The organism is Alteromonas sp. McT4-15, assembly GCF_020515205.1.
GTDB lineage: Bacteria > Pseudomonadota > Gammaproteobacteria > Enterobacterales > Alteromonadaceae > Alteromonas.
Window position 1 is genome coordinate 24,725 of sequence record NZ_JAJALG010000030.1, and the last position, 22,201, is coordinate 46,925.

General features: G+C 44.6%; 15 protein-coding genes. 7 read left to right on the plus strand and 8 right to left on the minus strand.

Annotation, left to right across the window (positions count from 1 at the left end; all coding sequences use genetic code 11):
* Positions 1–25 precede the first annotated feature (25 nt).
* The 5 genes from LHL20_RS16650 to tldD are packed head-to-tail and all read left to right on the plus strand — an operon-like array spanning position 26 to position 8,335.
* On the plus strand, positions 26–610 hold the full coding sequence (locus LHL20_RS16650) for a Maf family protein (RefSeq protein ID WP_226434104.1): 585 nt from the start codon (positions 26–28) through the stop codon (positions 608–610).
* A 2-nt stretch (positions 611–612) separates the two neighbouring features.
* On the plus strand, positions 613–2,079 hold the full coding sequence (rng, locus tag LHL20_RS16655) for a ribonuclease G (RefSeq protein WP_159627187.1): 1,467 nt from the start codon (positions 613–615) through the stop codon (positions 2,077–2,079).
* A 26-nt stretch (positions 2,080–2,105) separates the two neighbouring features.
* A complete protein-coding gene (locus LHL20_RS16660) occupies positions 2,106–6,089 on the plus strand; it encodes a YhdP family protein (RefSeq protein WP_226434105.1) in 3,984 nt (1,327 codons plus the stop codon).
* Positions 6,082–6,900, plus strand: a complete 819-nt coding sequence (locus LHL20_RS16665) for a carbon-nitrogen hydrolase family protein (protein WP_226434106.1) — start codon at positions 6,082–6,084, stop codon at positions 6,898–6,900. The genes LHL20_RS16660 and LHL20_RS16665 overlap by 8 nt, the downstream gene beginning before the upstream one ends.
* The gene (gene tldD / locus LHL20_RS16670) at positions 6,893–8,335 is read left to right on the plus strand and encodes a metalloprotease TldD (protein ID WP_202263234.1); all 1,443 of its coding nucleotides are present in this window, start codon (positions 6,893–6,895) and stop codon (positions 8,333–8,335) included. The genes LHL20_RS16665 and tldD overlap by 8 nt, the downstream gene beginning before the upstream one ends.
* Here the strand turns inward: tldD and LHL20_RS16675 are convergent.
* The 4 genes from LHL20_RS16675 to yjgA form a co-directional block, all read right to left on the minus strand.
* Positions 8,332–8,847, minus strand: coding sequence for a hypothetical protein (locus LHL20_RS16675; protein WP_226434107.1), 516 nt, complete (start codon positions 8,845–8,847; stop codon positions 8,332–8,334). The two genes, tldD and LHL20_RS16675, sit on opposite strands and share 4 nt — an antisense overlap.
* A gap of 50 nt (positions 8,848–8,897) precedes the next feature.
* Positions 8,898–9,329 carry a hypothetical protein gene (locus LHL20_RS16680; RefSeq protein WP_226434108.1) on the minus strand — a complete coding sequence of 144 codons (432 nt, stop codon included), beginning with the start codon at positions 9,327–9,329 and terminating at the stop codon, positions 8,898–8,900.
* Between the two features lie 118 nt (positions 9,330–9,447).
* Positions 9,448–11,736, minus strand: coding sequence for an ATP-binding protein (locus LHL20_RS16685; protein WP_226434109.1), 2,289 nt, complete (start codon positions 11,734–11,736; stop codon positions 9,448–9,450).
* Positions 11,737–11,899: 163 nt separating this feature from the next.
* Entirely contained in the window at positions 11,900–12,457 is a 558-nt protein-coding gene (gene yjgA, locus LHL20_RS16690) for a ribosome biogenesis factor YjgA (protein WP_226434110.1), read from the minus strand.
* Between the two features lie 72 nt (positions 12,458–12,529).
* On the opposite strand from yjgA, the gene pmbA reads away from it, so the two are divergent.
* Positions 12,530–13,861, plus strand: a complete 1,332-nt coding sequence (gene pmbA / locus LHL20_RS16695; RefSeq protein ID WP_226434111.1) for a metalloprotease PmbA — start codon at positions 12,530–12,532, stop codon at positions 13,859–13,861.
* Here the strand turns inward: pmbA and LHL20_RS16700 are convergent.
* Positions 13,858–14,724: an AraC family transcriptional regulator gene (locus tag LHL20_RS16700; RefSeq protein ID WP_226434112.1), complete on the minus strand. Its 867-nt coding sequence runs from the start codon at positions 14,722–14,724 to the stop codon at positions 13,858–13,860. The two genes, pmbA and LHL20_RS16700, sit on opposite strands and share 4 nt — an antisense overlap.
* Before the next feature lie 105 nt (positions 14,725–14,829).
* Here LHL20_RS16700 and LHL20_RS16705 point away from each other — a divergent pair, with 105 nt between their 5' ends.
* The gene (locus tag LHL20_RS16705) at positions 14,830–17,970 is read left to right on the plus strand and encodes a beta-galactosidase (protein WP_226434113.1); all 3,141 of its coding nucleotides are present in this window, start codon (positions 14,830–14,832) and stop codon (positions 17,968–17,970) included.
* A 76-nt stretch (positions 17,971–18,046) separates the two neighbouring features.
* Here the strand turns inward: LHL20_RS16705 and arcA are convergent, their stop codons facing one another.
* The 3 genes from arcA to glgA all read right to left on the minus strand — a co-directional run bounded on the left by arcA (position 18,047) and on the right by glgA (position 22,135).
* A complete protein-coding gene (gene arcA / locus LHL20_RS16710) occupies positions 18,047–18,754 on the minus strand; it encodes a two-component system response regulator ArcA (RefSeq protein WP_014996957.1) in 708 nt (235 codons plus the stop codon).
* A gap of 154 nt (positions 18,755–18,908) precedes the next feature.
* A complete protein-coding gene (locus tag LHL20_RS16715; protein ID WP_202263242.1) occupies positions 18,909–20,555 on the minus strand; it encodes a sensor histidine kinase in 1,647 nt (548 codons plus the stop codon).
* A gap of 161 nt (positions 20,556–20,716) precedes the next feature.
* On the minus strand, positions 20,717–22,135 hold the full coding sequence (gene glgA, locus LHL20_RS16720) for a glycogen synthase GlgA (RefSeq protein ID WP_226434114.1): 1,419 nt from the start codon (positions 22,133–22,135) through the stop codon (positions 20,717–20,719).
* Between the last annotated feature and the right edge of the window lie 66 nt (positions 22,136–22,201).

A 22,201-nucleotide genomic window follows, 5' to 3' on the forward strand; every position in this document is an offset into this window, starting at 1 on the left:
ACATACTTTCAATTAAGGCAGACACATGACTAAATCGGTTGTACTCGCGTCAGCATCGCCAAGGCGCACTGCGTTGCTCAAGCAGATGAACATTGCGCATCGCATTTTGCCAGCAGACATTGATGAAACACCTAAAGACGGTGAATCTCCCGATACCTTAGTTAAACGATTAGCTGCAGAAAAAGCGCTTGCTGTTAAGGCGAAATTAACGCAGCAGGGCGAAATGACTAACGAAACGGTTATTTTGGCCAGTGATACCCTCATTGCGTTTAATGGTAATAGTGTAGGTAAGCCAGAAAACAAGGCCGATGCACAGCGCATTCTTCGCATGTTATCAGGCAATAAACACGAAGTACTTACTGCTATCAGCGCGGTAAGTAATGCAAAACAGTGTACCGAAGTAATTAATACCTATGTTGAATTTGCATCATTGACGGATGCCCAAATTGAAGCATACTGGGAAACAGGTGAACCTGCCGATAAAGCAGGAAGTTATGCAATTCAAGGGATCGGCGGTGAATTCGTCGTTTCAATTAACGGCAGTGCAAGTGCTGTAGTGGGCTTGCCCCTTTATGAAACCCGTCAACTGCTCAATGCATTTGGAGTGTAGTGGTGAGTGCTGAACTACTAATTAACGTTACGCCATCAGAGTCACGTGTGGCGCTGATTGAGAATGGAATTTTGCAAGAAATTCACGTTGAACGACATACAAAGCGTGGATTAGTGGGCAACATTTATCGTGGTAAAGTAAGCCGTGTTTTGCCTGGTATGCAAGCAGCATTTGTGGATATTGGGTTAGAAAAGGCGGCGTTTTTGCACGCCTCAGACATTGTTATTCATAATGAAATTGCAGAAGAAGTGTCTGCTAGTCATATTCAAAAACAAGACATTCGCGAGCTTGTGCGCGACGGACAAGATATTGTTGTTCAGGTGGTAAAGGATCCTATTGGCACAAAAGGCGCTCGCTTAACCACAGATATTACCATTCCAAGCCGCTATTTAGTGTTCATGCCGTCGGTTACCCACGTAGGTGTTTCGCAGCGCATTGAAGAAGAAGCGGAGCGCGAGCGTTTAAAAGGGTTGGTTCAAGAATTTTGTGACGAAAATGGCGGTTTTATTCTTCGCACCGCTGCAGAAGGCGTGGGTAAAACTGAACTGCAATCTGATGCCGCATTTTTGCGTCGCTTGTGGGATAAAATTCAATCGCGCATGAAAAAGCGCAAGTCCAATGTACTATACGAAGACTTGCCACTTGCGCGTCGTGTATTGCGAGACTTCGTTGGCACAGAACTCGACCGTATTCGCATTGACTCGAAACTGTCTTTTCAAGAGCTTCATCAGTTTACCAAAGAATACGTGCCTGAAATGAATGGCAAGCTTGAGTACTACACTGGAGACAGACCTATTTTCGACTTGTACGATGTCGAAAATGAAGCGCAACGAGCGTTGGAAAGACGGGTGGATTTAAAATCCGGTGGTTATCTCATTATCGACCAAACCGAAGCGATGACCACGATTGATATTAATACGGGGGCATTTGTTGGCCACCGTAATTTAGAAGAAACCATATTTAACACCAATATTGAGGCGACGCAGGCGATTGCGCGCCAGTTAAGACTGCGCAACTTGGGCGGTATGATCCTAATCGACTTTATCGATATGATTGAACCAGACCATAAAAGAAGGGTCTTACATTCATTAGAGGTGGCGACAAACAAGGACAGAGCTAAGATAAACATTCACGGTTTTACGGCGTTGGGGCTTATTGAAATGACCCGCAAGCGCACCCGTGAAAGCATAGAGCATATACTGTGTGGTGAATGCCCCGTATGTAAAGGGCGTGGCACAGTGAAGACCATTGAAACTATTTGCTTTGAAATTATGCGTGAGATTGTACGGGTGAACCGTGCTTATGACGCCGATAAGTTTGTGGTTTACGCGTCGCCTAAAGTGGCTGAAGCGTTAATGGGCGAAGAGTCTCACATGCTAGCTGAGTTGGAAGTGTTTGTATCTAAACAAATTAAGGTACAAACCGAAACTTTGTACAACCAGGATAAGTACGACGTCGTCATGATGTAACGCATTAACTTATACAAAGGCAAAGTGTGACAAATTTTTCGTCGGTAGCCGCTTATTTGCTAAAGAAGTTCTGGCTGCTACTCGCCGTATTACTTGTAGTGTTTGCACTGGTGTTAAGTGCTGCCCGTTATGCCCTGCCGCATATCGAGCACAATAAACACCTGTTAGAGAACTATATTAACGAGCAGTACGGGGTCAATCTTACAATTGATAGTGTACACGCGGTGTGGCAACGCAATGGGCCAAGCATCGTCCTTAATTCGGTATCGCTTGCTAAAGACGATGCCTCTCCTGTGGCACTTGATATCCGTCAAATCTATGTTGAATTAGATTTTTGGCAGTCGTTACGCCTGCAACTTGTCTCTTCCACACGATTCGAATTGCGCGGCCTACATCTTGATATCGATGCTGACAGGCTATCTGGCGACAGCAAAAACAACTTTCCAGTAGTAAATGCGCTAGAACGCTTATTCCTAGAGCAATTGCAGAGCTTTTCCCTTGAAGATGGTGTCGTATCAGTATCGCGACAAAATGAAGTCAGTACTTTCGATATTGAAAGCTTGTCGTGGAACAATTTTGAAGAACGTCACCAAGGGTTAGGACGCATGAAGGTGGCAGATTTAGCCGCCAACTCAGCGTCGTTTATCATAGATATCAACGGGACGAGAGAGAAGTTTGACGGCGTCTTTTATGCTAAGGCAGAGGATTTAGATATATCCCCGTGGGTGAGCGACCTTATTAATACCAAGCGTCCTTTGGCGCAAAGTCGCGCTAATTTTGAAGTGTGGGTGAGCCTTGATGACACCCAAATTAACAGCGTACAGGCAGAGCTCAACAACAGCCTTCTGCAATGGGGCGATGAGACGGTTAAAACAGTAACGGGTATCACGGGCGGGAGCTTGCAAGCGTTGCCCACCGATACGGGCTGGAATGTGCGTGTCGACCAGCTTGTTTTGAATTCAAGCAACGAAACATTAACCACAGACCTAATTGGCAGTATTAATCACAATGGTGACGTGTTAGTTAATACCGTAAAGCCGGTGCAAGTAAATCCTTTCTTGTTGTTACTGCCGTTGTTCATGGATGACACTAGCGAAGATGAAATTCGCGCGTTGGATCCAAAAGGTGAATTGGCAACACTGCAATTTCAATTGCACAATGGAAAACCAGAGCTGGCTGCAAAAGTCGTTGATCTTCAGTGGTCAAAGAGCGACAACGTACCTGGGCTTTCGTCTCTTGATGTTGATTTTTATTGGTATAAAAACAACGGTGCTGTTTACCTAAATAGTACTAACAGCGTGTTGAGTTCTAAGGGCGTAATCAAAAAAGATTTAAACATAAATGCGTTGCAAGCCGATTTCTTCATTTACCCGCACACGCCTTACCAAGAAGAAACTAAGCAACAAGTAGCAGCGTCCCCGCAGTGGATCATTAGAGGGGATAACATGCTATTTGATAGTGACAGCGTGACCCTCAAACCACAATTTAAGATAAACACCTCAACAGGGTTGATGTCGATTTATGCGGATATCAGTCCAATGTCGCTTAGTGGGGTGAGTGACTTGTTCCCTACAATAGGCATGGGTAAAAACACTGATAGCTATCTTACTCGTGCTTTCAATGGCAAAGGGGCAATCGAAAGTGCTCGCGTGCTGTGGCATGGAAAACCCTCTGCATTTCCATTTGACGATAATTCGGGCATTTTTCAGGCCTATGTGGATATAAAGCAAGGTGACTTTTTATTCGCTCCTGATTGGCCTGCACTAACAAAGCTCGATTTGTCCTTATATTTTGTCAATAACGCCCTTGTAATGGAAAGCCCTTCGGCGCAACTAGGCGAAATGCAAATTAGCAAGATGTCTGCAACTATACCTAGCTTTAAGCCGGGCGAACGGTTACTTATTTATGCCAACGGAGCGGGCTCAGGCCAGGCGCTAACCGACCTTATGATGTCGTCATCTATCAAAAATTCTCTGGGCAAAGTACTTAATGATGAAGTGCAAGTTTCAGGGCCGTTATCTGCCGATATTAAGCTTGATATCCCACTTAAAGGAAAAGACGTCGTTGCGTCGGGGACTGCCCATTTGTCTAGCAACCCTGTTTATATTGCCAGCACAGGAATGTTGTTTGATAACGCAACCGGCGAAATTACGTTTACGAACGGGGACATTGATGCTGATGGTCTAGCCGCTAGTTTCTTAAATCAGCCGGTAGAAATGGCGTTTAGTGGCAGACAAGGCGACAACTATGATCTTCACGTTGAGTTAGGTGGGCGTTGGCATGTTCATCCGTTGGCAAATTACGTCAATACGCAATTAACGGACTACATCGATGGCGAGGCCAAATGGCAAACAGACGTAGATTTAGTACTGGGCAAAGCAGACTTTTCTTACAAGGCAACGTTAAATGCAGACTTAGGCGCTATGCAAAGCGTGTTACCGTCACCATTTAACACCGCAATTGGTAGCGATCTTCCGCTTTATATCGAAAGTGAAGGTGATGGCAAAGCGTCGAATATTAACGCGAAATTAGGAAGTGAAATTCGCTTTACAGGGGTATTACCTCATCAAGAAATGCAGTTCTCTCGTGCCCATTTAGCGATTGGAGAGAGCGATATCACTAACATAGGTACCGGGTTTAGCATAGCGGCAAATCTACCCGATGCTGATGTGCAAGAGTGGTTTAAGACTATTGATATGTTGGTATCAGGTAGGGGATCGCTTCATCAAGAATCTAAACGTAGAGAATCCGAGCTTCACGCAAATGCAACTAGCGCAGAGAAAACGCAAAAACGAGATAGCTTGTTTAGTACGCCATCGCGTATTTTCGCCAAAACAGACAAACTACACTTTTCTGGCCATGCCATTAAAAACGTTGAGTTAAATGCGACCGAGCGCGACAAAGACTGGATTTTGGACATTGGTTCGCCGCAGGCAAGGGCAACTGTGCGCATAAACAGCGATTTGGATACTCAAGGGATAGAGATTAACGCCGACTATTTGTCCTTGGAAAAACCTGAAGAGATAGTGCTAGCAAACGTTGGTGAAGCCGATGCAGTGGACGCTGAAGTGTCGCCGTACGATATAGACCCCAGTACGTTGCCACCCATTTACTTCTATTGCCAAAGCTGTGGCGTGCACGGTATTGATTTTGGGGAAGTCACCTTAGATGTGGCAAAAGAAGAGACGGGACTCAAAATACGTCAGCTACTGGTGCGTTCTAGAGATACCAACATTACGGCAAGTGGTCATTGGAAAAATACGTCTAAAGGTGTCGAAACGTCACTAGACGGAACGCTCACTTCGCCTGATGTGGGTCAAATGCTTAAAAGCTTTGGCGTCGAGTCGGGCATCAAAGACTCAAGCGCAGATGTGAAATTTGATATCCATTGGCCTGAATCACCAATGAACTTTGCATTGGCGAACTTAAATGGTGATGTAAACTGGTCGTTGTCCGATGGCTACCTGACAGAGTTAAGTGACAAAGGCTCGCGTATATTTACGTTATTCAGTTTGAATTCTTTGGTCAGAAAACTCAGTCTCGATTTTAGAGACGTATTTGCAAAAGGCTTTTTCTACGATGATATGGGCGGTACGCTGAGTATTGTCGATGGTAAAGCCTACACCGATGATACCGAAATTGATGGTGGTGCAGGGGACATCGAAATAGTTGGTTTTACCGACTTAAACTCAGGTGCGCTCAACTACAATGTTTCTTTTGCGCCAAATGTGACCGGTAACCTGCCTTTCCTCGTATACTTTTTAGCAACACCGCCTACCGCATTGGCAGCATTGGCGATAGATCAAGTGCTTACTTCTGCAAAGGTAATATCAAACGTCAACTATCGTGTTACAGGCACAATAAAAGAGCCTAAATTTGACGAAGTAGAGCGCAATAGCAAAGACATTAGTTTGCCGACACAAAATACACCGCCGCCAGCAAACCCACAGGACAGACCGTTGACCGAAGACGATGTTCGCAGGCTAAACATGGAGGTAATCGATGGCTAATCTTATTGCACTTCAAATGACCTCTACCCCTAATGTAGATGACAACTTAGAGACTGTTGCCAATGCAATGGCTGCTGCCAACATTGAAAATGATAGCTTGGTAGTACTGCCAGAGTGTTTTGCCTATTTTGGTGGAAAAGACAAAGGCCAGTTAAGTGTGGCGGAAAAAAAGGGCAACGGGCCCATTCAATCCCGTTTATCACAACTGGCGAAGCAACATCACTGTTACCTTGTATCGGGCACATTTCCGCTTACTACCGACGATCCCAACAAATTTTCGGCCGCTTGTATGTTGTTTGGACCCGACGGAGAATGTCTCGCAGACTATCGTAAAATCCACATGTTTGATGTGTCAGTAAATGACAATACGGGAAGTTACAAAGAGTCGGCAACTACGCTTGCGGGTAATGAAGTGGTCACGGTACAAACCCCAATTGGCAACATTGGACTTGCGGTGTGCTATGATATACGTTTTCCAGGATTATTTACTGCAATGGGTGATATCGATATTTTGGTGTTGCCAGCGGCTTTTACGCAGCGCACTGGAGAAGCTCACTGGCATGCGTTGTTGCAGGCACGAGCTATAGAAAAGCAGTGCTTTGTAGTGGCTGCAAATCAAGTGGGTGTTCACCAAAATGGCCGCGAAACCTATGGTCACAGCGTCGTACTGTCACCGTGGGGCGATACCCTTGCCGAGCTAACAACCGAGCGCGGTGTTGCATCTGCGCGCGTTGATATTGCAGAAAGAGAAACCATTAAACAGAATATGCCGGTTGCCGAACATAACCGATTCAGGAGTCACTTTGTCTAAATCTGTTGAGCGTCATTTACTATCTGACTCAGGGCTAGATATCACTAAGCTTGAGCAAGCCCTAGCGACAATTCATCGCCACGATACCGATTATGCCGATTTATATTTTCAGTCAAGCCAGCACGAAAGCTGGGTATTGGAAGACGGTATTATCAAAGAAGGTAGCTATAACATAGAGCGCGGTGTAGGCGTTCGAGCAATCAGTGGTGAAAAAACCGGGTTTGCTTATTCAGATGAAATCAGCGAAGACGCATTAGGTAAAGCGTGTAAAGCAGCGAGAGGTATTGCTCCAAGCGGTGGAACTCAGCGCGTAGCGGCACTAGGTCAAAAGCCCAGTGAAGCGCGTTATAGTGAAAATAACCCAATTCTTGCCATGCAAGACGCTGAAAAAATTTCGCTGCTTAAAGCTGTAGATGCTTACATTCGACAAAAAGAACCTTCGGCCAACCAAGTGGTAGTGAGCTTAAGTGGTGTTTACGAAGAAATTTTAGTAGCAGGTAGCGACGGTACCTTGGCAACGGACATTCGCCCGCTTGTGCGTTTGAACTGTTCAGTACTGCTAGAGCAAGGTGAACGACGTGAACGCGGTTCTGCAGGTGCAGGCGGCCGTTATGCATACTCTTTTTTCACCCGTGACGAAGAGGGTAAACCGTTTTATGAAGGTTTAGCAGATGATGCGCTTCATATGGCGCGGGTTAACATGCAAGCGGTAGCATCACCAGCAGGTGCTATGCCTGTTGTGCTTGGAAACGGTTGGCCGGGCGTATTACTACACGAAGCAGTAGGACATGGCTTAGAAGGCGATTTTAACCGTAAAGGTGCCTCGACATTCTCAGGGCGTATCGGTCAACGTGTTGCCGCAAAAGGGGTAACGGTTGTTGATGACGGTACGTTACATGACAGACGTGGCTCTCTCTCGGTAGACGATGAAGGCACACCCACAGCGCACAATGTGCTTATTGAAGACGGTATCCTCAAGGGCTATATGCAAGATAAGCACAACGCCAAGTTGATGGGGGTAGCGCCAACAGGAAATGGTCGTCGGGAGTCATATGCACACTTACCCATGCCGCGAATGACCAATACGTATATGTTAGATGGGCAATACGACCCACAAGAAATTATAGCGTCTATCGACAAAGGCATTTACGCGCCTAATTTCGCAGGTGGACAGGTTGATATCACCTCTGGCAAATTTGTGTTCTCAAGTGCAGAAGCCTATTTGATTGAAAACGGGAAGATTACCGCACCAGTGAAAGGGGCAACCCTTATCGGTAATGGTCCTGAAGTAATGCAGAAAATATCGATGATCGGAAACGATACTGCCCTTGATAAAGGGGTAGGTGTTTGTGGTAAAGATGGTCAGAGCGTGCCAGTTGGCGTTGGTCAGCCCACATTAAAAATCGACGAACTGACCGTAGGTGGTACAGCTTAATCAGGGCCTTTTGCCTTGCTCAGTGAATCAAACGCCCCTGATGGTACAACACTATCAGGGGCTTTTTTTATGTGTATTTGAGTGCGCATAGCTTCTAATTTGGCAATGAGTAAATCAACAGAAAGCTCTTCTTTACTTACCAGCTCTTTTATCGGTGCTGAAAAGCGTGCATCCAAGTTATGCTCTAACCATAACGACGCAAGTGGTGTGATTTTCTTACTGTCTATTAAGCTGTGAAGTTGCGTGCCACCGTAGGCAAGCAGTACGTCAATTTCTAACCCTTCGCCCTTGAGATAATTAAGTATGCGAAGTTTGTGAGACTCTAGAGACTGGGAAGATACTCGCACTTTAATTCGAGGGTGCTGTGCTTCAAAGCGCTGCGCGAGCAGGTGATAAACCTCTTGTTGCTTGGCAGAGGAGGGGTTTACGGCAAAGGTAATGACCTCTTGATTGGCTATACTCGGTGCGCAGTAAACAAAAGTGAGTAAGAGAAATAATCCTGCTTTTCTCATGTGCTTGCGCACAAAAGATAAAATGAACAGTATAGTAAGGCTCTGCGTATTTAAGACGATTTGAAGCCTCGCTCTGCCAGCCAGACCATAGCGTCATCTTCATCACAAAACACACCAAGCTCAACACCAGCCCGCTGGTATATGCGGCTAAATTGCGCCTCAACCATAGACTGTATAGTGGTTTCGCCAATGACGAGCGCGCCAAGTGCCATGCCTTTACTCACGCGCCATTCTATTGATTTTTGCAGTTCCAGCTCGCCACCTTTGGTAAGTAGGGCTGAGCCATGTAGAAACCCTAAAAATGCCCACCGCTCACCGCCAAACTGGTTGATAACATCCATCATATCCCGCCCATAACGAGCAATAGCCTCGGTATCTGCTATGCCTTCAGCTGATACGCCTACAATGTTTCCCAACGCAGCAATATGATATTGACCATATTTACTTTTGAGTTTGGCGTTTGGGTTTGAGAATATCTTCATAATGCTCTCGCTTAAACCGCGACTACTTAACACTGGTTTTTGCGCTAAAGCGTGCTGATAATGCTCGTTTCAACGTAATACCGTACTTTGGGCTTACTCTCATTGTAATGCCAAACGCTCACTTAGCAAGTTCACTTAATACAAGGTGTAAATACTTTAAGTTAATGGGCTTGCCGATATGCCCTGTAAAGCCAAGTTTAGTGTAGTATTCGACTTCTTCTTTCATGACGTTGGCAGTGAGTGCCCAAATAGGCACGTTGGGGTTAATCTCTTTTATCAACGAAAATGCTTCAATACCATCCATTACGGGCATTTGAATATCCATGAGAACTGCGTCAAACGAGTACTTTTTAAAGGCTTCGACAGCGATTTCGCCATTTTTCGCAAAAATCAATTTTGCGTTTGTTTCTTCCAGCATAGAGGCGATGATGGTTTGATTTATATCGTTGTCCTCTGCAACCAAAATTCGTTTACCAGACAGGTTTAACGTTTCATCGTGCACGGGGTGCTGTAGGCTTTCACTTAGCGAAACTTGTTCAAGGGGCAAGCTGACAGTAACAGTAGTGCCTTTGTTTTCAATACTATTTACTTCAATAGTGCCGTCCATTAGGGCAATTAAGCTTACGGTTATGGCCATGCCAAGGCCTGTACCGCCGTATTTTCTTGTCGTTGAAGTATCAGCTTGCGTAAAGCGGTCAAATATCCGCTGCTGAGCTTCTGTGCTCATGCCAATGCCTGAGTCGGAAACAGTTATAATAACGACCGTTTTTTCGTCTACATGAAACATATCAAGCGCTATTCTAACACCACCTGTTTCAGTGAACTTAACAGCATTTGATGCTAGGTTGAGCAAAATTTGGCGTACACGTACATAGTCACCTTGCCAACCATCCTCGAAATCTGCGTTTATATCAACGCTAAGGCTGATGCCTTTTTTTTCAACATTAAGGCTTAAGTCTGACACCACATTGTCAACAACTTCACGCATAGAAAAAGGGCGACTTTCTAAGGTGAGTTTATTGGCTTCAATTTTTGAAAAATCGAGAATATCGTTGATGATGACAAGTAAGGCGTCTGCTGAATAGGTGGCTTTGTACACTAATTCGCGAGACGCTTGGGGCAGGTCACTCTTTTCTAGAATCTGTAGTATGCCTAGTACGCCATTCATTGGTGTGCGAATTTCGTGACTCATGTTAGACAAAAACTCTGACTTGGCATTGTTGGCTTGCTCTGCATCCACTCTGGCCTTCTGTAACGCAGTATTCGACATCCTCAGCGATTTGAATTGCTCAGCGATAGTGTCTGTCATCATATCAATGTGTGTTGCCAAGTTTTGTATGACATCAGTACCAACCTTTCCAGCTTTTACACTGAAATCCCCGTTATCTATGGCATTTACTACGCTGTTTAGATGATTCAGAGGGCGCGCCACCTGCATATTAAGCACTAATGCGGTAATGGCCACAAAGAACAGGAGAATGACGATGGATACGGCGGTTGCCGCGACTAATGCAAAGTCTCCGTCAGTACCCGATAGCGAATAAAGGCTGACGGCATACCATTCTACTTGCTCAATATATTTAAAGGCTGCCAAATATTCATGGCCATTAATGGTGAGAGTGAAAAGGTGAGTGCGCGTATCTTTATTTTTCGCGAAGTGCTTGAGCGAGGCGATTACCTCATTTGAAAATACGCCAGACCAGTTTTCATTGGCAAATTGATTGACTGGATCTTCACCGTTGTGAGAAGCACTGACTCTTACAACATTTCTGTCATCTACTATCAGGTTTGTTGTGGTTTGCTCTTGCTGTGAAAGCAGGTAATCATAAACGTCGGCAGCTTTGGCATAAGTACCGACCAGCCCAAGTAACGTTTCATCTTCTCTAACGACATAGTCTAAAAATACGCCGTTCACTTGCGTTTTCGCTTCAAAGCTAGAGTCGATAATGAAGTTTTTGCCGGAATCTATAATTGGGCGGTACCATATTTCGTCTTCTGGAAGTAGTTGATCAGCAATATAATGTCCATCTTGTTGGTTAAACGAGAAACCACTTCTGAAGTCGTCAGACACTAAGAACCAACCAAAGCAATCTACAAGACGGCATACCACTCTAAGCTCATTTATAGCCTGCTCACTCAACGCCTCATCATTCGCATTTCGCATCCATTGCTGATACACCCCTTTTTCCAAACCAATTTCTATGAGCTTTTGGTCTCTATCAAAATACGACAAGGTGCGCTCACTAATTATTTGTACTTGCTGACTGAGGTTTTGTTCTGAGAGGTTCAATCGAGTTGTGTAAACGTAGTCACTGGCAAAGTAATAGGCAATGACATAGACCGTAGTGAAAATGACAAAAATAAGTGAAACAATTCGGGCTGTAAGCGAATTGGAAGGCGGCAGCAACTACGTATTCCTTAAAGTATATCTCTTTGTTTTAAGCGTAGCAGTTATCTGCAAATGTGCGGTGCGCAACTGATTAAAAATTTGAATTTTTGCGGCTATAGACAAGGTTCAGTTGGGGTGAGAAACGGCATACGCTGCAGGATAGCGCATGCCTTATTGATAATTACTCTTCGTGTATTACGTCTTTTAGGTACTGAAATAATTCTCTAAACGCTTTTGGCGGCGCATTTTTTTCACGCTCTTTTTTAATCTGGCGGTGGAATTGACGCAGCTTTTGCCTATCTAGCTCAGGGTGAGCTTCAATCAGCTTCTGAATTGCTGGGTCGCCTTGTTCGATAACCGCTTCTCGCGCTTTCTCTAGCGCGTGAAATGCTGCGTTAGCTGCTTGATGCTGATGGGTTATTTTCGCAAGTGCTTCTTCAATTGGCGCGGTATCGCGCTGGCGCAATACTTTACCAATGAACTGCAACTGTCTGCGATAGCCATCTTTTTTCTTGTTAACCTTGCGCGCAATAGCAACCGCATCAGCTAATTCCTCATCCATGGGAATGGTTGCGATGTGCGCATCGGTTAGGTTTACTAGGGTTTCACCTAGCTTGTGCAGTTCTTTAGCCTGACGTTTTAACTCTGATTTACTGACAAAGTCTTCTTCCTCGAACTCATCTGCTTGCGCATCTTCGAAGTAAGGATCTTCAGGCGAATTGTATTTCTGATCACTCATTTCAAACTCATTAGTGTTACACTTTAGCTAAATTGTAACTATCACAGTCGAATTAAGACAGCGAAACTTACTATGCAAATTGAGCAGCAGTTAGCCGACATTCAAAATGTCGTAGATGATGTACTGAAATTAGCCCTTTCAAAAGGGGCAACACAAGCCGAAGCCAGTATGTCTAAAGTACAAGGCATTGCGGTGTCTTCACGTATGCAAGAGGTTGAAAATGTTGAGTTTACCAATGATGGTGGCTTGGGCATTAGCGTGTATGTGGGTAAGCGGAAGGGCAGTGCATCAACAGCGGATTTAAGCAAAGCAGCATTAACATTAGCTGTAGAAAAAGCCGTAGATATTGCGCGCTATACCAGTGAAGATCCTTGCACTGGTTTGGCGGATGCCGAACTTATTGCCACAGAGTTTCCTGATTTAGACCTTTATCACCCTCAGGAATTAGACACGCAAAAGGCCATTGAATTGGCCATTGAGGCCGAAACGGCGGCAATGAACTACGATCCGCGTATCACGAACTCTGATGGCGCCTCGTATAACGCCAACCTTGGTATGCGAGTTTACGGTAATACCCACGGTATTAATGCTGGGTATCCAAGTTCACGCTACTCGCTAAGTTGCATGGTCATTGGTTCGCAAGACAACGATATGCAGCGCGACTACGCCTACACCGTTAATCGTCAGGCATCTTTGCTCAAATCGGCCGCATTGGTTGGTGAAGAAGCCGCAAAAGCAACGGTAGAGCGTTTAGGGGCAAGAAAAATAAACACGGCTAACGTGCCTGTTATTTTACATCGCGATGTTGCCTCAAGTTTGTTTGGGCATTACGTTGGTGCAATAAGTGGTGGTAGCCTTTATCGTCGCTCTAGCTTCTTATTAGATAGTTTAGGCAAGCAAATCTTCCCACAATGGCTCAATATTGAAGAGCGCCCGTTTATTAAGTCTGGTCTTGCAAGCTCAAGCTTCGACAACGAAGGTGTGGCATGCTCTGATATGACTATTGTTGATGCGGGGCAACTTGCTACGTATTTGTACACCACGTATTCGTCGCGAAAACTCAATACTAAATCGAATGGTCACGCTGGTGGTATCCACAATTGGCTTGTAGGAGACACCGGTCATTCTGATCAAGACCTATTAAAAGAAATGGGTACAGGGCTGCTAGTAACCGAATTGATGGGGCAAGGCGTAAATGGGGTAACCGGTGACTACTCACGTGGCGCTGCAGGTTTCTGGGTAGAAAACGGCGTTATTCAATACCCTGTACACGAAGTAACAATAGCGGGCAACTTAAAAGAGATGTTCAGCGGTATTGTGGCTATTGGTGCGGAAAAAGATGTGCGTGGTAGCGTGCAAACGGGTTCTGTACTCATTAATCAGATGAAGATAGCTGGAAGTTAATCCACCTTTGTTCTGTATTGTGTAGGAGACATGCCAACTGATTTCTTGAAGCGTTTTGAAAACACAAAGACGTTGGCATAACCCACATAATTCGCAATATAAGACACCGGCCACTGGGTGTTTTTAAGTAAGTTCTTAGCCCTTTGCATGCGCAAAAATATCACGTGCTGCATCGGGCTTCTGCCATAAGCTTCTGCACACAGCCTATGAAGGTGTGGCGCAGAATAATGTGCTTTTTCACTCAGGCTCTCAACGCTCCATTCAAACTGCAATTGTTTATCAACATTAGCAAAAAGCGCATTCAGTCGGTTAGTGTGTACCTCTTTTTTCCCCAGAGCGTGAGCGCGAGTATTTCTTTCACTGAATATTTCTGTTTCTATTGTTTTTCTAAGATAGCGCGAAACAATTGCCATTGCCGCTTGCCTGTTGGTTTTATCGCGCTCTAAATACAGCAATTCCATAGCGAAATGTAGGCCGTCTAAATTGGCATGTTTCACTACCTTTGCTTGTCTTCTTGGCAGTGCTTTCCACATCGGTGAATCTGCCAAATTAAGCCAAATAATATCCCAGCTATCACTCACAATACTCACTTCAAAGCTTTGCTTAGCAGGCAATACAACCAACTCTCCCGCGTGTAGTTCGAATATGCCTGATGGAGTTCGAAAAACACCACTGCCCTTAAGCGAGTAAAAAAGTGTGTGATTGGGCGGCGCAACACGGCCTACTACATAGTCGCCTGATAAATTTGAGCAACCTGCTAGCTCAATGTGTAAATCGCTAATTTCAGGCGCATTGCTGTTATCTATGAAGCGCTCTATGCAATATGGGCCTATGTTTACTACATCTGAAAACGAAGGTTGCATAATTGTAAAATGATAGTTTTGGATAAACAGTTGAAAGAATAGAGCATAATGGAATCAATAGAATTTAGCTATATTTCACACTATTGAATTGCAAAAGGACACACTATGACTACCGTCGCGCAAATCGTCTCACAAAACGATTGGCAAAATCCTGTGGTTTTCCAACGTAACCGAGTAAACGCCCATAGCCCCCATAATGGATTTACGTCATTGGAAGATGCGCTTCACAACGTCAACGCACAAAAACGAAGCTTAAACGGTGAATGGGACTTTCGCCTTTTCGATGCTCCACAATGCGTGACAGAAAGCTTAATTGAAAAGGCGATACCCAACACGGAGTCTGCGTTGTGGCAACGCATCCAAGTGCCGTCAAATTGGCAGCTGCAGGGCTACGACAAGCCCATATACTGCAATGTGAAATATCCTTTTGCGGTAAATCCACCTATGGTGCCCAGAGAAAACCCTACTGGGTGTTATCGCACAACTTTCAGCATGACCAAAGCAGGTTTAGCAAAGCGCAATCATATTGTGTTTGAAGGCGTGAATAGTGCATTTCATTTATGGTGCAACGGCAGCTATGTGGGGTATTCGCAAGACAGTAGGTTGCCAGCGGAATTCGACTTATCTGATTTATTAGTTGAAGGAGAAAACCGTATTGCGGTTATGGTGATACGTTGGTCAGATGGTAGTTACCTTGAAGATCAGGATATGTGGTGGCTAAGCGGTATTTTTCGCGATGTAAACTTGGTCGCTAAACCACATCATCATATTCAAGATGTGTTTGCAACGCCTTCCCTTGATGCATGCTATCGCGATGGTTCGGTTTCAGTTCGTACCGCCATTAATGCACCTAGTAATTACAAAGTGGGCATTCAACTATTTGATGCGGGCAAGCCGGTAACAGAACAAGTGATAACCGGTACGAATAACAAGCGTATTGACGAGAAAGGCGGGTGGGATGACGTGGTGTTCCAGAACCTAACGGTTAGTGAACCCAAGCATTGGACGGCAGAAACACCGTATCTTTATCGCATTGTGGTATCGTTATTTGATGATAGCGACAAGATTGTCGACCTTGAAGCGTACAACATTGGCTTTAGAAATGTACAAATGAAGGATGGTCAGCTCTTAGTCAATGGCAAAGCTATTCTTATTCGCGGTGTGAACCGCCATGAACATCATCAAACCAAAGGGCATGCCATCAACGAAGAGGACATGCTACAAGACATCAAGCTGCTGAAACAGAACAACTTTAACGCAGTACGCACCGCGCATTACCCTAATCATCCTCGCTGGTATGAGTTATGTGACGAATACGGTTTATATGTTGTAGATGAAGCCAATATTGAAACCCACGGTATGTTTCCTATGGGACGTATATCACGTGATCCACTTTGGGCTGGCGCTTATATGGCGCGATTCACACAAATGGTGGAGCGCGATAAAAACCATGCGAGTATCATCATTTGGTCATTGGGTAACGAATGCGGCCACGGCCCTACCCATGATGCTATGTATGGGTGGGCAAAGTCTTTCGATAAGTCACGCGTAGTACAATACGAAGGTGGTGGTGCCGACACCACAGCCACAGATATTATCGCCCCCATGTACGCACGTGTTAATACTGACGTAAAAGACGATGCTGTACCTAAATGGTCTATTAAAAAGTGGTTGTCGATGCCCGGTGAGCACCGCCCAGTCATATTATGTGAATACGCCCATGCGATGGGTAACAGTTTAGGTAGCTTTGACGAGTACTGGAAAGCCTTTAAAGACTATCCGCGTCTTCAAGGTGGGTTTATCTGGGATTGGGTAGATCAAGGCCTGACAAAGCATACAGACGACGGAAAAGCGTATTGGGCGTACGGTGGTGACTTTGGTGATACAGAAAATGACAGGCAGTTTTGTATCAATGGTTTGCTATTTCCTGATAGAACACCACATCCCCATTTGTATGAGGCGAAGTTCTGCCAGCAGCACTTAAGTGTTGAATTGCTAAACCAAAGTGACACGATAGATCTAAAAGTTAGCAGTGACTATTTGTTTAGACAAACTGACAACGAACTAGCGCGTTGGCAAATATTGGAAAACGGCAAAGTAATACAAGAGGGTGAGTCTGCGCTTGTTATTACGCCGCAGTCCAGTACTCGTTTATCCATTACGCCAAACTTTGTTTATGTTGCTGGTGCAATTTATCACCTCAATATTGATGTGGTACTGGCAAACGACTGTGCCTGGGCACAGACCAATCATGTTATGGATACCGCTCAAGTGCCATTGGCTAATCGGGCTGGAATAGTGGCATTCAAGCGTGGAAATGCAGCCGAAACCACAAACGACTTCGCGATTAATACAAACGATGCTGTTGTCAGCATAGAAACACAGGGCAACAGTTTTAGCTTTAACTGCAAAAGCGGTTTACTAACGTCGTGGTTAAACAACGGCATTGAAACGCTTAGCGCTCCCTTTGAAGATAGTTTCTTTCGTGCGCCATTAGACAATGATATCGGCGTGAGTGAGGTGGATAATCCTGATCTAAACGCATGGGAGTCGCGCTGGCGCCGTGCAGGTATCGGTCAATGGAACCGCATCTGTACCAGTGTTGATGTTCAGCAAGGCGCGGAAGATGTGCGTATAACGTCGTTATTCGAATACCGCTTTGATGAAAAGGTAATGGCAGCAACCAAGTGGATATATACCATCAACTCAGCGGCACAGCTTACTATTTCAGTTGAGGTTCTACTTGATGATAGTGTTCCGCCTATGCCTCGAATTGGCATGCAAGCCGCAGTACCAGCTGTCTTCGCATGTTCAGATAACGGTGTTATTGACGGTGAAAGCGAACACATGCAGGTAAGGTGGCAAGGATTAGGGCCTCATGAAAACTACCCAGATAGACTTGCCAGTGCGCGTTTTGGTGAGTACAAACTAGCGCTTAACGATATGCAAACCCATTATATCTTTCCTTCTGATAATGGGCTACGTTGTGACTGTCGAGCGCTTTCAGTTGGCCGCTTAAATGTAACGGGTGACTTTCATTTTAGTGTCAGCGAATATGGCCAAGCCCAGTTAGACAATGCGAAACATACCAGTGATTTGGTTAAGCAAGACTGTGTATTTGTGTATATCGACCATGCACATATGGGCGTGGGCGGCGATGACTCATGGAGCCCAAGTACGCATAAAGCCTTCTTGCTAGAACGGAAGCGTTATACTTATGCCTTAACGTTCAACGCAAAATCTTAAATACGCGCTGCAACAACGCAAAAAAAAGCCGCTACACAGTAGCGGCTTTTCTATTTAATCGGAACGTTATTGGTAATTAACCGTCAACTTGTCCACAGAAACGGTAACCTTCACCGTGAATAGTAACAATCAACTCTTCATCAGTAGGATCTGATTCGAAGTGCTTACGGATACGACGGATAGTTACGTCTACAGTACGGTCATTCGGGCGAAGCTCACGGCCCGTCATTTCCATAATAAGTTGTTCACGCGTTAAAATCTTGCCTGGATTACTTAAGAACAAGTGTAGCGCTCTAAACTCACTACGTGGCAAACGGAACTCTTTACCATTTGGTGAGATTAACGAGCGGCTATCGCCGTCTAGTGTCCAGCCATTAAAGCTCACGCGGCTTGGTAAATCGTCATCTTCTGAAGAGTTAGTTGTACGAGACAATAGGTTACGTGCACGGATCGTAAGTTCGCGAGGGTTAAACGGCTTGGTTAAATAGTCGTCAGCACCAATCTCTAGGCCTAAGATACGGTCTACATCATTGTCGCGGCCCGTTAAGAAAATCAAACCTACATTTTTGCGGTCACGTACTTCACGTGCCAAAATTAGGCCATTCTTACCTGGCAAGTTGATGTCCATGATTACCAAATTGATAGCGTGATTTTCGAAGAAATCATGCATCTGATCACCATTTTCAGCTTCAAATACATTGTACCCTTCCGCTTCAAACAAACTTTTAAGCGTGGTACGGGTGACCACTTCATCTTCTACGATTAACACATTTGGCGTCTGCATGGTGTTCTACACTCTTTCTAAAATACGATTTAAGCAACTAACTGGTTAAATTCTAATATTCATGTACTTGATTGCAAGCAACTTGTGAATATTCTTATTGTTAAGGTATTGGGGTTAGCCAATAAATTTCAAGAAAAGTTCATACTTTATACAACTAATCAGATGTCTTGGCATTAGCGACAGGGAAAATAATAACAAATTCCACGCCTTTGCCTTCTTCACTGGTGATAGAGATAGACCCATTTAAAGCCTGTGTCACCAAGTTGTATACCAAATGCATTCCTAAACCTGAGCCACCTTGTCCACGCTTAGTGGTGACAAAGGGGTCAAAGATCCGCTTGCGAATTTCCGGTGAAATACCTTTTCCGTTATCGGTATAAACTAGTTTTAATTTATTACTGCTAACCATTTCGGCGCGAATATCAATCGCACCTTCTTCTATGTTTTCAAAACCGTGAATAACCGAATTCATAATAAGGTTAATCAGGATCTGATTTATCGGGCCAGCCTTCGTTTCAACGCTAAGGGTAGGGTCGCAATCTACGTTGATGTTGTGTTTTAATTTTTTTAGTCGAGGCTGTAATGACAATAGTATCTCATTAACTAGCTGTGCAACGCAAAAACTTCGACTCGACTCCGAGGTTTGATCTACCGCTACTTGCTTAAAGCTAGATATTAATTCGGCTGCGCGGTTTAAGTTTCGATAAATAATATTGAGATTTTCGTTACTCTCATCTAAAAAGCGCTTCATCGCACTGGCTTTCAGCGTTTTATTTTCAAAGTCTTTTTGAATAACAGCTAAGCGGTCGAGCATCATAGTCGATGCGGTAACACCCAAACCAATCGGTGTATTTACCTCGTGGGCAACGCCTGCCACCATGTCACCAAGCGACGCCATTTTCTCGTTTTGCACAATTTGACGTTGGAATTGATGTAGCTTTTCGAGAGTCTGAATGAGCTCTTGGTTCGCGTCTTTCAGTGCCGTAGTTCTATGGTTTACCATATCTTCCAAGCTTGCATTGAGCTTTCTATGCTGCTCTTCGGCTTGCCGTTGCTTTTGCATATATTCTTGCATTCGCAGTAGCATGACATTAACAGCATCGGCGAGTATGTCGAGCTCGTGAATGGCTGAGCCTTCTGCCCTTGCAGAGTAATCTCTCTGGCGTGAAGTGCGTTGAAGAAAACTGGCAATCTCTTCAACTGGCCCCGTTACCACGCGCTGCATACGCACTGCTGAATAGAAGCTTACTCCAAGAAGAACTAATGCCACTATCAGGTTTAACCATATTGACTTGCCAACCAGCTGATTAAAATTGTCTGATGATACTCGTAAGTAAACCCACCCTAATTGGATATTGGTCTCTTCGTCGAATACTTTGGTACTAAGCTCTAGGTAATGGCCAGAGTCTGCCAAGCTAGGGTTTAAAAATAGCGCAGGTAGCTGGTTTTCCTTGCCGCCTAGTAATAACTGACCTTCGCGGTTATAAGAAGAAAAAATTTCTGGCGCAGCGCCCGAATTGTCTACGCGATAAACATGTGCATTCAATACGTGCTCGGTTGCGCTGAGATTTTTAAGGGCAAGTTCTATACGTTCTGGGGTTTCATCATATAAGTAGCTGGCCGAACTGCGAGCAACAAGTTTGGCTAGCATGATAGCGTTAGATTCTAATTCATGACGGTATGTTTTGATTTGTGTATAGATAGACAAGCCAGAAAGCACGGTAAGCGAGAACGCGGCGATCGACATTACCACCCACAAAAATAGGCTACGAATTGAAAACTTAACTGCCTTTCCCGTCATATTTGTTTTGCGTGTTATCCATTCGCATCTTTATTAAATTAATAGTGGCGCATAATTGCGCAAAAAGAAAGATGCGTATAAACAATAATTAATGTTTCGGCTTATCTAAATTAAGTTGATAAACAAGCGCGGATCCTCGCTACCAAAAAGCGCCAGTGTAACTATACGGCCGACTTGTACAATGCTTGGTAGCTCTGTGCTGCTGATTCCCAAGTGAATCGGGTATTCATTCCCCGTATTTGCATGGCTCTAAAAGCCGCAGGGTCTTCGTAAAAGGCTAGCAGGGCACGGCGAATACATGATAACAGCGCACAAGGTGTAGGGTCATCAAACACAAAACCCGTACCATCGGTATGTGAGTGATCAACAACCGTATCTTTGAGGCCACCTACTGAACGTACAATAGGAACCGTACCGTAGGCTAAACTATACATTTGATTCAGCCCGCAAGGCTCAAATTGTGAAGGCATTAAGAAAAAGTCAGCGCCTGCTTCAACTAAATGCGCGTGTTCTGAACTAAAGCCATTAATAAAGGCAAACTGAGTAGGATGTTGTTGTGCAAATTCACCTAAATCCATACACACTTTAGGGTCGCCCGTACCTACAATAACCATTTGTAAGTTGTGTTTTACCAACTCATCTAAAATAGGCAAAATATAACCAAAGCCCTTTTGTTCAGTAAGTCGACAAACCATGCCAATAAGCGGCACTGAAGGTTGCTGTGGTAAGTTAGACTTTTCTTGAAGCACGCGCTTACAGGTTGATTTTGGGTGCAAATTTTCAGCGCTATAGTGCTCAGGTAAGTATTTGTCCGTTTGCGGGTTCCACTGCGTATAATCACAGCCGTTCAAGATGCCACTTAAGTCATTCGTGCGACTGACTAATCGTTCATGTAAGCCATGGCTACCCAAGTCGGTCAATAGTTCTCTCGCATAGTTAGGGCTTACTGTTGTTACCTTACTCGCAAATTCAATCCCACTTTGTAGCATATTGATATAGCCGCCATGCACCTGAGCAAGAATATTAGGGTGATGACGCAAGAAGGGGATCTCGTCTAGTCTGTGAACCCCTTGAAATGCAGCGTTGTGAATTGTAAAGACCGTTTTAGTATTAGCGTAAAAACCAGATTTATCATGCGCTAACAAGAAAGGCAGCATCGCGGTATGCCAGTCGTGACAATGGATAATATCCGGCTTTTTATCAATCGCTTGTAATGTTTGTAATACCGCGCCACTGAAAAAGCTAAAGCGTTCACCATTGTCATCATAGGCATCGTAGGCATTTGAGTACAAGCCATCTCGCATAAAGTGCTCTGGTGAATCTACAAAGTACACAGGGATGTCGTGCCATTGCATGTAGCGAATATCAAACTGATAAACCTGACCTTCGGTAAACAGTGTTTGTTTCTCAGTCACACACGCAAGGTCAAATTGATCAGCTAGCACTTTATAATAGGGCATAACAATACTAACGCTTTCGCCCAATGCGTGAAGTGCCAAAGGAAGTGCCTTGCCTACATCAGCAAGGCCACCTGTTTTAACTAACTCTTCTACTTCTGAAATCGCAAATACAATATTCACAGGTAATCCCCTTAGTGCAATAAGTGCAGAGCACTAGCAAAACCGTGTTAAATCAATCGAAAAGAT